Origin of the sequence: Flavobacterium sp. RSP15 (genome assembly GCF_003968755.1) — a bacterium.
Taxonomy (GTDB): Bacteria; Bacteroidota; Bacteroidia; order Flavobacteriales; family Flavobacteriaceae; genus Flavobacterium.
The window spans coordinates 218337-230070 of record NZ_RYDL01000001.1 but is presented as its reverse complement, the minus strand read 5'-3'; the positions used below and the strand labels follow the sequence as shown (position 1 = coordinate 230070).

At 33.5% G+C, this 11734-nt stretch carries 11 protein-coding genes; all 11 read right to left on the bottom strand.

The annotated features are described in order from the left end of the window. Window positions 1-42: 42 nt before the first annotated feature. Window positions 43-2238, bottom strand: a complete 2196-nt coding sequence (locus tag EKM00_RS00985; RefSeq protein ID WP_126514934.1) for a DNA/RNA helicase domain-containing protein — start codon at window positions 2236-2238, stop codon at window positions 43-45. After that, a complete protein-coding gene (locus EKM00_RS00980; RefSeq protein ID WP_126459696.1) occupies window positions 2235-2564 on the bottom strand; it encodes a nucleotide pyrophosphohydrolase in 330 nt (109 codons plus the stop codon). Before EKM00_RS00980 ends, EKM00_RS00985 begins: the two co-directional genes overlap by 4 nt. 1 nt (window position 2565) lies before the next feature. Next, the gene (locus EKM00_RS00975) at window positions 2566-4539 is read right to left on the bottom strand and encodes a tetratricopeptide repeat protein (RefSeq protein ID WP_126514933.1); all 1974 of its coding nucleotides are present in this window, start codon (window positions 4537-4539) and stop codon (window positions 2566-2568) included. Between the two features lie 130 nt (window positions 4540-4669). Then, window positions 4670-5155 (bottom strand): 4'-phosphopantetheinyl transferase family protein, encoded by a 486-nt coding sequence (locus EKM00_RS00970; RefSeq protein ID WP_126514932.1) that lies wholly within the window; start codon window positions 5153-5155, stop codon window positions 4670-4672. After that, entirely contained in the window at window positions 5152-5427 is a 276-nt protein-coding gene (locus EKM00_RS00965; protein ID WP_126514931.1) for an acyl carrier protein, read from the bottom strand. The genes EKM00_RS00970 and EKM00_RS00965 overlap by 4 nt, the downstream gene beginning before the upstream one ends. A gap of 91 nt (window positions 5428-5518) precedes the next feature. Next, entirely contained in the window at window positions 5519-6793 is a 1275-nt protein-coding gene (locus tag EKM00_RS00960; protein WP_126514930.1) for a beta-ketoacyl-[acyl-carrier-protein] synthase family protein, read from the bottom strand. A 124-nt stretch (window positions 6794-6917) separates the two neighbouring features. After that, entirely contained in the window at window positions 6918-7391 is a 474-nt protein-coding gene (locus EKM00_RS00955) for a 3-hydroxyacyl-ACP dehydratase FabZ family protein (protein ID WP_126451606.1), read from the bottom strand. A 26-nt stretch (window positions 7392-7417) separates the two neighbouring features. Then, a complete protein-coding gene (locus EKM00_RS00950) occupies window positions 7418-8470 on the bottom strand; it encodes a type III polyketide synthase (RefSeq protein WP_126514929.1) in 1053 nt (350 codons plus the stop codon). Then, complete coding sequence (locus tag EKM00_RS00945; protein WP_126514928.1) at window positions 8467-9177, bottom strand: methyltransferase domain-containing protein; 711 nt, start codon at window positions 9175-9177, stop codon at window positions 8467-8469. The genes EKM00_RS00950 and EKM00_RS00945 overlap by 4 nt, the downstream gene beginning before the upstream one ends. Beyond that, the gene (locus EKM00_RS00940) at window positions 9178-10308 is read right to left on the bottom strand and encodes an NAD(P)/FAD-dependent oxidoreductase (RefSeq protein WP_126514927.1); all 1131 of its coding nucleotides are present in this window, start codon (window positions 10306-10308) and stop codon (window positions 9178-9180) included. It lies immediately after the preceding gene. Between the two features lie 128 nt (window positions 10309-10436). Beyond that, on the bottom strand, window positions 10437-11711 hold the full coding sequence (locus tag EKM00_RS00935) for a mechanosensitive ion channel family protein (RefSeq protein WP_126514926.1): 1275 nt from the start codon (window positions 11709-11711) through the stop codon (window positions 10437-10439). Window positions 11712-11734: the final 23 nt, after the last annotated feature.

Below are 11734 nucleotides of genomic sequence, written 5' to 3'. Positions count from 1 at the left end.
TTTAGCGCATTTTGGAGGAATGAAACTTTCTAATTCATAATCTTAAGACAATACCGAAATAAAAATTCCCTTAACTCTAAAATCAACTAAATTTTCTGAATCTAATACGATGTTTTCATATTCTGATTCAAAAGATAATGGTTTCAACGATATGGATTCATGCCCCCAATTTTCAGTATCAATATTCTTTTGACTATGATATTCTTTTACTGTATATCCTGAACCAAAATCTGCATCTTGTATGCCAGTGCTTTCAACTAAAACAATTTTGCCTTCTCTACTGCCACCACTATCTTTTTGAAACAAACAGTAGGAGCCATTAGGAATTATTTTATTCATGGATTCGCCAACTACTTTACAGACAAAATAGCCTTCTTTTACTGAAGTATTAAAGGGTAACTCGACCCATTCAAAATCAGAATGAACTTGTAAATCGCTAAATGAACCTGCTGCAGCTGAAATATTTACTAATGGAACTGAATTCACATACGGTTTTACCTCCTCAAAAGGTACGATTCTGAACGGAAAATCTTTTTTATAAACATCAATATGCTTTTTTAAATAGTTTCTTAAAGAAGTATCACAAGCATAAACATAAGTACCTCTGATTCCTCGATACATTATAGTTTTGTATATATTTATTACGTAAGCCTTAAGATCATCTTTATTTGAGATCCCTTTTTTTCCATTTTTATCAAAATACAACTTCGGATTAATTTCAATTTCTTGTGTGAATTCATTAAAAATTATTTCTTTCCCAAAAATAACTCCTGTATAATTTAAATCATATCCTTGTGTCGTATGAATACAGCCAACTTCTTTAAAAGCATTTGGTGAATTAACCCAGTCCTTAGGGGTTTGATTCCATTGAAATTGTAAACCATCAATTTCAATATCCATTACAGTTTTATCTTTTTCGGATAACCAAGGCCAAGAATATCCAGCAACTAAACGACACAAACCATTTATTTCTTCCTTCTTTGCAAGTTCGCTATAAAGATCTTTTAAAGAATCAAAAACAATTAACTCATACTCATTTGGTGAATAAATAGTTTTATCCAAGCGATTTACATGAAGTAATTGATCTACAAAACGAATATAATCATTTCCGCCTTTAACTCTCATCTGAGACGTTAACTCGATTTTCAAAGTATTATCTTGATTCAAAAGTCTGGTAAATTGATCCTCATTTATATCGGAAGGTTTTACTGATTGCGCTGAATCATAAAAGAAAATTTGATTCTTACTATTCGCAATTATCCAGTCTAGCTCTGTTCCGGTGTCATCTAATCCTAATTTTTGATTATTTTTCCGGAAGGCTCCCATCCAACTTATATTTTTATATTGCCGTAACCGATGCGCTTCGTCTACTATTAATAAATCATATTTGTCATTGAGTTTAAAGGTATCCGATGGATTTAAAACCATAGACGCTTTTAAACCAGGAATTTTTTTGAAAACATTTTGTAATGATTCTCTTAAAGAAGTCATGGCGATAACCAATCCAATTTTTGCTTTTGGATATTTATTTTGAAAAGCAATAATGAAATTGATCTCCTTGAGCTCTTCATCACTAAAATCTTCAAAATTAGCATCCGAAATATCTGAATTAAGTAATTTAATTAAATAAGTAGCCAAAATTGTTTTTCCAGTTCCAGCACTCCCTTTTATAAAAATTCTATTGGATTTTTTGATACACAATCCATCAAGAATTTGAAGAACAGAACTATATTGATCTTCATTTAAAGATTTATAAGGGGAATATTTAAAAAGTTCTGAATTCTCAACATCTTCCAGTGACTTGCTAACGATCTTTTTATCAATTAGTTTTTTCCAAATTTCTTTAAAAAGATCTTTGTACAAATCTTGTTGGTAATAATTATGATTGACTAAACCGTAATTTCCATTTTGAAGTTCGTAAGTTCCTTCAGAAGTGATGTATTGAATCAAGTTTGATTCAATATCAAGAGTTGCTGATTTATTGAATTTATCACTCCCAATTATTGAAATTTTTGTAAATGCATCTGCTTTTTTTGGATTTGCTAGGTGATTTTTGATTCTACTAGAAGCATTTGTTGATTCTCCCACATAGGCAATTCGTTTAGTTTCATTTTGTATAAAGTAAACCAAAGGCCATTGATTTTTAACCCAAGGATTTTGAGCTATTTTAGGCAATGAATCTTTATTAAAATCATATTGTTCAGAAACCTCAATAGACAATTCAAATGATTGCATCATAATTCATCATATTTGGTTGCGTTCCCTTTTGCTTTATCTATTGGATAGTTAGCTGCATTTTGCGTAATCTTTTGAAGTACAATTTCTTTTACATCTAAATTGTATTTTTCGGCTAACAAAAAAGCGTATGCAAAAACATCTGCCAATTCTTGTTTTAGCTTATCAATATTTACATCTTCTGCTTTTTTCCACAGAAACAATTCATTTAATTCTGCTGCTTCAATAGATAGAGCTAAAGCCAAATCTTTCGAATTATGAAATTGTTCCCAATCTCTTTCATTTCTAAATTTTATTAATTCTTGAATAATGCTCGGAATATCATTCATTTTATTTCGATTTAAAAAGTGTCAATGCTACTTTATATTCCTCTTCAAAAGGCAATTGCAACTGAGAAACCATTTCAGGAACAGCTAACATCCAACTCACATAATAATATGCTAAAATGTGATAACCCGAAAACCGTTTGTTTGGAATGCTACCTACGATGTAGTTTTTTTGATTTGGGTCAAAACCTTGTGTCCCTTGCATTGCGATTTCAAAGGCTATTTTCTTGACTTCCTCTAGCGGTACATCCTTAAAATACTGCAAAGCATCAACCATAAACATCGTGACTGCCATATTAGTCCCAATATGTTCTTGGTTTTTGAGAAACTGTTCCATTTCCTTCTCTTTGAAAGCAGTATCGTCGTGTAGACCAAAAGGATCTTTTTCTAATTTTTCAATAAAAGTATCTACATCAGATCGTTTGCGGTATTCGTCCTCATTTTCCAATTCAAAATAAGAGTCAATCTGTAAATCTTCGGCCCAATGTTGTACCAATTCATATTCTTCGGCAGGTTTACGATTGTCTTTGTATTCGAGAAATTCAGCATAAAAACCTTCGGCTTTGCGCAATTCGGCTGGAGTGGCATTAAAATCGTTTATAAAATCCAAACCAAATAATGCTTTAAACTGTAAGGCATTTACCAAGTTGTAAATCTTAGATTTAGAAAGTAGTGTTGCAGGCGAAAATTCAATAACAGTCACATCAGTTACGGCTTTCAAGCCTTCTTGAATCAAAGCGTAAAGCGACAGGAATTGATACGATCTCAATTGGGGAAATTCGTTGTATATAAAATCCTCAATGAATAAATCTATTGGAGTATTGTAGGCTTGCAAATTTAACCCGTCAAATAAACCAGTACAGAATTCAGTAATCGATTGCTCTGGAATATTCATTCCATGCAACTTGGCAATAGTAGGTTGTACTGTTTTCAAAAAAACAGCTCTGTTTTGTGGAGTAGCCGTAAAAAGCTGATTTAATCCCCGTTTTCTCGCTTGAATTACAAAATCAAGATGTGCTAATTCGTGCAGAACTAAGTGTGCTACGGCAGGATAATTGGGTTTATACCGAACGATGTGCTTAATCCGATTGTAGTTTTCAGCAAACTCAATCTTGGCTGCCGTTGGAATTTCAGAATCTACTAGAACATCAATTTCTTTTCCGCAATCAAATTCTAATTGATGCTTGTATTCTGCAAAAAGCGAATTCCCATCAGTGTTAGAAATAATTTTATTGGCAACATCAAAAGCCTGATTTACTGAATTCTTGTACAGTATATCTTTATTTGGATTGCATTTTATAGCTTTCAAAGTACTGTCAAAAGCGGATTCTAAATCATTTTGAATTTCGGCTAACATTCCAAGAGCAAAATGAGTATTTGGATAGTGATCATTTATTTTTATAGCTTCCAAAAAATATTTTTTGGATTCATCCAACTTCCCTTGTTGCATAAGGTTTGCTCCAATGTTATTTATTGTAATAGCATCTTTTGGATTCACCACCAAAGCCTGATCATAGTACAACATTGCCGTAGGAATATCATTCTTGAACTTAGCAAAAATATTTCCCATCATCAGCAACGCCCAATGATTCTTAGAATCCCAGCGCAATGCATCAATCAGACTATTTATCGCTGCATCCTGATGACCTTGATCAGACAGGATTTGTCCCATAATTCGATGGAATTCCGAATTGGTAGGATTGTTCTCGATAAGATTTTGTAGAATGGGTTTTGCTTCTTGATAGTTTCCTTTTTCACAAAGGGCTACCGTTTTGCGGAAATCATTTTCTTGAAGCAGGATTGCTGAAGTGTTAATGGTTATGGTAACCCAATCCTCAGTAATGGAAACTTTTGGGGCAAAAGAACCAAAAGTATAATACGATTCTAATTCACTGATTAATAATGAATTACCCCCCCCCCCAACTAATTTCGGGAAAAGCGTTAATAGAAAATCGTCTATTTTATGAATGATTTGCATTAAATATAAATTGCTATACGTTATAAAAGATACTTTTTGTTGTTTTTAAAATTGCAACAGGTTCAAATGTAACCATTGTTTATAAATCTCGCTCTATTGTATGAAAAAAAAAGTGCTTTTTGCAAAAAAATCATAGGGTTATTCCTTTCCAAAAACGACCGTGATGGCTGATGGAAACAGGTTTCTCCATTTTTGAATGCGCATCAATACGGTAAGGAATTCCATTTTTTTTAAAGATAGCATCGGCGGAATTCAAGTTTTCAATTTTTTTGAAATACTCTTTCCCGGCAACAGCAATGGTATGAATGCAATCCTGATCTATTTTAGTTTGAGTAAAATATATTTTTCCTTTGATACAAACAGTTCCTAATGTTGTGTTTTCGTAAAAACATTCCAGTTGCAAAGGAAAAAAACCTCGAATTCCTGTTTCCCTATTGTAGATTTTATAAGCCGCCTCTTTTCTGGACCATAAATTCCAAACCATTACTTCTGGATTTACGGCATTAGAAATTAACAGCTGTTCGTTTTTAGTAAATATTTTATCTAAAAAGCGGTTGCGTTGCCAATTGCTTTCTTTTTTTGCTAAAGCCAAATCGACAAGGTCATTTCCTATCATTTTTCTGGTGATTCACTACTTTTTTCAGCTAATTTGATTTCAATAATGGCCATAGCTGCTTTTACATTTATCATGCGCTCCATTGATTCGTTATCAATCAAAATATTATATTTTTCCTCTATATCCAAAATAACATCTACTAAATTAGCGGAGTTTATCTTTAAATCATTGATGAAATCCGTATCTTTAGTGAGGGAGTCAAAAGCTTCTTGATTCAGAATATATGGTTTTACAATGGCTTTTAGCTCCTGAATAGTTTCTTGTTTGTTCATAATTAATATTGATTTTACAGCACTTAAGTACATTTCGTTTTCTAACGCCAAAAAAAATTACCACAAATTGGGGAATTTACGGTTCATTTTTTCATTTTTTAAATTTCTTAAAAATTACACACCCATTCACATCACCAAAACCAAAACTGGCTTTTGCTAATGTATTTATTTCTATATCAAGTCGTTGTCGTGGAACTCTTGATTCATCAATTAGTGCTGTTATTTCTGGATTCAAATCGGCACAATTGATATTCGGGAAAATAAATCCGTGATGCAATTGCAGTACCGAAGCCACGCTTTCAATACTACCGGCGCCACTTAAACAATGTCCCACCATCGATTTTAAAGAATTGATGTATGGAAAATCAATTCCTTTTCGATTTAAAGCCTTACTCCAATTCTGAATTTCAAGACTATCTTTGGAAGTGGCTGTCAGATGTCCGTTGATTGCGTCAATTTCACTAGCTAAAATTCCGGCATTTGTCAAAGCATTTTGAATGCATCTTTGCACCGCAACCGGATTTGGTGCAGTCATGGTTCCTAAACCGCGCTGCCCTCCTGAATTGATATTTCCACCTAAAACTTCCGCATAAATTCGAGCGCCACGTGCAATCGCACTTTCTAAATCTTCTAAGACTAAAGCTCCTGCTCCGCTTCCGGGAACAAATCCGGAAGCAGCTGTGCTCATTGGTCTAGAACCCTGTTTTGGTGTTTCATTATGTTTAAAAGTACATACCTTCATAGCATCAAATCCGCCCCAAATATACGGGCCGGAATCACTGGTACTTCCGGCTAAAATACGTTTTGCCTGTCCTGATTTGATGCGTTCATACGCCATTAAAATACTTTCGGTGCCAGTGGTGCAGGCCGAAGAATTAGTAGAGACTTGATTTCCAAGTCCTAATTTTCCACCCAGATACGCACTCACACCACTATTCATTGTTTGCGCTACGGCTGTACTTCCCAGTCTTCTCGTTTGTAAATCATCTATTTTATAAATGCTTTCGCGAAATTTATCAATTCCGGAAGTTCCTGTTCCAAAAATAGTTCCACTGTCCCAATCCGGTTCTTCGTTAATTTCCAATGATAATCCGGCATCCTTCCAGGCATCAATTCCGGCAATTACGCCATATAAAATCCCAGTTGAATTGAAGTTTCTAAGTTCTAATTCCGTAAAATAGTGCCCTGCTAATTCTGCAGAAACTTCAGGTTTTCCTACAATTTGACAAGAAAATTGCAATCGCTCCAACTCAGCGTCGTGCCTGATCCCGGAAATTCCGTTTTTGATGGCATGAGTGAACGCATCGAGACCTACTCCATTTGGAGCAACTACACCAAGACCCGTTATAACTACTCTTTTGTTCATTTTTTAATGTTAAATAATATTCAATTTCAATAACAATGGCAAAAAAATAATAATTTTAATACTACCAAATAGAGTATTACAGTTACAAAATATTGAAAAGAATCAAATTATACTATTGCTTAATTTATTTTAATTCGGTTTTGAGTCCCACTTCTTTGGAGAGGGTTGGGGTGAGGATCATTCCCGCTATTGTTCCTGTGCAAACATTTTCTCCTTTTTCGTTTTTCATGATGACCTTACATTTTAATTTTCCAAATCTAAAATATATTTTTTCTGAAATTACGATCACTTTTTCATTTGGAAAAACAGGTTTTAAAAATTCTATTTCACTTGATGTTAAGGCAATTGAAGTACTAGAAGTAAATGAATCATCTAACAAAAAAATGCCAAGACAAACCAATCCAATTTGCGCCATGACTTCTATCAAAATTACACCTGGAGTAACTGGAAATTCCTTAAAATGACCTTTGTAAAAATCAAGATTTTCATCAAAAGTAAAGGTTCCTTCCACTCCGTTTTCATCGATTTGGAGAATTTCATCCACAAACAAAAAGGATTTAGAATACGGTAATTTGGCTATAATTTCTTCTTTTTTCATAGTTTTTCTATTCCCCCATTTGGGAGCTAAAACTCCAATAAAATTCGTTGTGCCGAAAATCCGGGTCCAAAACTCAGCATTAATCCTTTTTCTCCTTTTTTAGGCTGCTTATCCATGATTTGTTCTAAAACATACAAAACTGTGGCGCTGGACATATTTCCATAGGAGCGCAAAACCTCTTTGGTATCATCAATATTTTTTCCCAAACCAGAAAATAAAGCCTCAACGGTTTGCACAATTTTCTTTCCACCGGGATGAAAAATAAGATGGTCAATATCCTCCATTTTTAAATTGTTTTTTTCTAAAAAAGGATGAATAATATCCGGAAAATGAGAAACAATCGTTTCCGGTACTTCAATATCAAGTACCATCTGCAATCCAGAATTGGTGAGTTTAAAACCCATCATGTGGATGTTATCATAAAAATGATACATCTCCTCTGCTATAATCTCAGGACCTTCGTCATCTTCATGCGAGGAAAGTAAAACGCAAGCGGCACCATCACCAAAAATCGCAGCACTTACGATATTTGCCATCGAAAAATCATCGAGTTGAAACGTAGCCGTGGGACTTTCTACGGCAATTACCGCAGCTCGTTTTCCGGGATTGGCCTGTAAGAAATTTTTAGCATAAATAATTCCTGAAATTCCGGCGGCACAACCCATTTCGGTCACGGGAAGCCTTACAATATCCTGACGCAACTTCAATGTATTGATTAAATACGCATCGAGCGACGGAATCATAATTCCGGTGCAGCTTACCGTGATGATATAATCTAAATCTTGCGGATTCCAATTTGCTTTTTTTAAAGCTTTTGCTAATACTTTTTCACCTAAATCAATGACTTCACGAACATAAATAGCATTTCTTTCTTCAAATGAAGTTTTGGTAAACACCTCTATCGGATCCATTATGGAATAGCGTTTGTCTACAGCTGCACCTTCAAAAATTTTCTTTACTTTTCTGATGAATCGTTCGTCTTGTCCCACTAGCCAAGCATCCAAAAAAGGAATTATTTCAGCTGTTGTTCTGGAATATTTAGGCAGCTGTTTGGTTACGGTTTTAATTTTTACACTCATATTTTTGAAATTATCCATTGGTATCTAAAAGCCCATTTCCAATGAATTTTATAGTTTTTAAAATTTAATTTTTTCGAGAACGCTATCAATTCTTCTTTCTTAAAACCTCTTAAAATTGATATTAATCCGTCTTCTCGTGACATAGCATTCAACTGAAATACAACACATAATGCCTGAAATAATCGATAGGCAATGGCGCTACGATGTAAATCATTTATTACAATTCCGATGGATGTATTGTTATAAAGAACTTTCAATAATCGAATAATCTCATCGTCTTTGAAATGATGTAACGTCAAAGTGCACAAAACAATATCATACTTTAGATCATTAAATGATTCATTAAAAATATCTTCGCAGCGATAACTGATATTAGCATATTTATCTGATAATTGTCGTGCATGTGAAATTGTAAAATTGTTAGCATCGATGCCTATTAACTGGAAATTTAGGTTGTTTTTAAGACCAAAATCAGCCAGGGTTCGCAACATATCCCCATTACCACAACCCACGTCTATAATAACAATTTCTTTAGATTTGGAATCCTGAACAAGTTCTTGTACTCCTCTTAGAGTTAACTGGTTTCCTCCTAAAAGCTGATTGATCCGGGCAATTTTATCTAAGGCATCACGTAAAATCTCACCTTCCATGGCAAAATCATCCATGATTTCCGGTTTATCAGTTCTATATTTGGTATTTAGTGTCATTTACGAGTGAAGAGTGATTGGTTTTCCGTGTGTTTTTTTTATAATTTTTGGCAATAAAAATGGAAATATAATTAATATGCGCATCAATACTGCTGAAAGTTTTTGTTTTTGTAAAATATTGGATAAAAACCGTCCCATTTTAAGTCTTCCCTTAAAATTTAAATTCCATTCTTGCAGGTATCGCTTTTCTAATTCGGCTCTGGATTTAATCTCGGTGTTATAAAATTGAACTACTAATTCTGATGCGATTTTGGCGCTATGAATTGCCATAGCCATTCCGTTTCCGCACAAAGGATGAATTAATCCGGCTGTATCGCCAATCATTAAAACATGGTTTTCCACGGCGTGTTTCTTTTTGAAAGAGATTTGGCTTATGGTCAATGGTTTTTCAAACAATAATGTACTGGTTTCAAAAAGGGTTTTTAAGTGTGGGTTTTGAGAAACAATAGTATTTTGATATTCAGTAATGTTTTTAAACCGCTTAAATGTTTTATAATCGGCTAGATAACACATGTTAATCACTTCGTTTTCAACTTTAGAAACTCCGCAATAGCCTCCTTTAAAATTATGCAAACCCACTACATCATTTGGAAATTTACCAGAATAATGTGCTTTTACGGCCAGCCAAGGTGATTTTTTATGAATAAATTCTCGGTTCATTTTTTGGTCAATAATAGAACGTTTGCCAAAAGCACCAATCACCATTTGGGACTCTAAAACCATTAAATTTGTAGTGGTTATCATAAATTTATCCTGCTCAAAATGAACATTTTCAACTTGATCTTTTAGTATTGTACACCCGTTATCGATAGCCTTTTTATACAAATATTCGTCTAAAACAAAACGGCTGATTCCAAAACCACCAAGAGGTAAAATACTTTGTATTGTTTTTCCTCTTGCAGTAGAAAACTCAAGTTTTGTAATGTGTGTCGGCTTTAAATGGGCTATATCTAAATCCAACCAATTAAGATATGGCATCACTTCATTAGAGATGTATTCTCCACACACTTTATGTTTTGGATAACTATTCTTCTCAATAACCGTCACCTGAAGCCCTAATTTAGATAAATGAATAGCCGAAGTCAGTCCAGCTAACCCACCACCAATAATTACTACTTGTTTATCTTTCATCTGGAAGTAAATTTATGGATTTGTTTGCTACTGTGGGTATAACAAATGATAAAAAAAGACTGATTATTTAATTTTTATTAAAAAAAACATGGTTGATTAATCAATAGCTTTAAACAATACCGATTAAATTACCGGTTGAAATTCCGAAAATCATTTCCTGTAGGTTCCTCAAAAACCTCGAGTTCAAATTCAGAAGTGATGGTAAATAGATGATCAAAAATATCAGATATAATAGTCTCGTATTTTAGCCATTCTTTTTCTGCGCTAAAGCAATAAATTTCTAATGGTAATCCTTTCGATGTAGATTCTAGCTGACGCACCATTATGGTCATGTCTTTATTAATATTGGGATGAGCCGTAATGTATTTTTCAGCATAGATTCTAAAAACGCCTATGTTAGTCAGCCTCCTGATATTTACTGAAACGATCTCATTGTCCAATATTTCCGAATTAGTTTTGTGTACCTCATTTTCTTTTTGAGTGATGTAATTTTGAATTAGTTTATATTTTTTGAATTGCGAGAGCATTTTTTCATCACAAAACTGAAAACTACTGACTTTTAAATAAATAGCTCTTTTTATTCGTCTCCCGCCAGAATCACTCATACCACGCCAGTTCTTGAAAGAGTCTGTGATAAAAGCATAAGTGGGTATTGTAGTGATCGTTTTATCCCAATTTTGAACTTTTACAGTATTTAAATTGATTGACATCACATCGCCGTCCGCATCATATTTTGGCATCGAAATCCAGTCTCCTATTCGAACCATATCATACACGGACATTTGAATACTGGCAACAAACCCCAGAATGGTATCTTTAAAAATTAAAAGTAAAATAGCTGTCATTGCGCCCATTGCCCCAAGAAAATAGAAAGGACTTTTGCCTAACATGATGGATAAAACTAGTATTCCTCCAATAAAATAGACTACAATCTTAAGTACCTGAATGTAACTGGTAATCGGTTTGTCTTTTAAAATTAAGGTATTGGACACTATTTCATCAAAGACTGATAATACAGTAATAACAGAACGTATTATTACTAAAATTATAAAGATATTTGATAGAACAATTATATATTCAATTGCTTTTGGAAAATCTCCAAAGATGTATGGAGCAACCATGATAATGATGAAAGCAGGGACTAAATAGGCTATTTTTTCAAAAACTTTTCTTTCTATCAGGACATCATCCCAAACTACTTTTGTTTTTAAAAAAATTTTGTGCACAAAACGAACTATAATTATTTTCGTTAAATACCAAGACAAAAAACTTATTATAAACAATACAAAAATAAGCGTCAAAAGTTTTAAATACAAAGCCACTATTGGATCTAAACCAAAATCTTCAATAAACCATTTGTCTAACCAGAGTGCGATGTTGTATTTTTTTTCAAATTGAATCATAGTAATTTTAGCTTTATAGGTAA

What these genes read in the sequence shown, in the direction of transcription:
- EKM00_RS00945 (WP_126514928.1), bottom strand. Translation starts at nt 9,177, where the DNA reads ATGACACTAAATACCAAATATAGAACTGATAAACCGGAAATCATGGAT.
- EKM00_RS00975 (WP_126514933.1), bottom strand. Translation starts at nt 4,539, where the DNA reads ATGCAAATCATTCATAAAATAGACGATTTTCTATTAACGCTTTTCCCG.
- EKM00_RS00935 (WP_126514926.1), bottom strand. Translation starts at nt 11,711, where the DNA reads ATGATTCAATTTGAAAAAAAATACAACATCGCACTCTGGTTAGACAAA.
- EKM00_RS00950 (WP_126514929.1), bottom strand. Translation starts at nt 8,470, where the DNA reads ATGAGTGTAAAAATTAAAACCGTAACCAAACAGCTGCCTAAATATTCC.
- EKM00_RS00980 (WP_126459696.1), bottom strand. Translation starts at nt 2,564, where the DNA reads ATGAATGATATTCCGAGCATTATTCAAGAATTAATAAAATTTAGAAAT.
- EKM00_RS00960 (WP_126514930.1), bottom strand. Translation starts at nt 6,793, where the DNA reads ATGAACAAAAGAGTAGTTATAACGGGTCTTGGTGTAGTTGCTCCAAAT.
- EKM00_RS00940 (WP_126514927.1), bottom strand. Translation starts at nt 10,308, where the DNA reads ATGAAAGATAAACAAGTAGTAATTATTGGTGGTGGGTTAGCTGGACTG.
- EKM00_RS00965 (WP_126514931.1), bottom strand. Translation starts at nt 5,427, where the DNA reads ATGAACAAACAAGAAACTATTCAGGAGCTAAAAGCCATTGTAAAACCA.
- EKM00_RS00955 (WP_126451606.1), bottom strand. Translation starts at nt 7,391, where the DNA reads ATGAAAAAAGAAGAAATTATAGCCAAATTACCGTATTCTAAATCCTTT.
- EKM00_RS00970 (WP_126514932.1), bottom strand. Translation starts at nt 5,155, where the DNA reads ATGATAGGAAATGACCTTGTCGATTTGGCTTTAGCAAAAAAAGAAAGC.
- EKM00_RS00985 (WP_126514934.1), bottom strand. Translation starts at nt 2,238, where the DNA reads ATGATGCAATCATTTGAATTGTCTATTGAGGTTTCTGAACAATATGAT.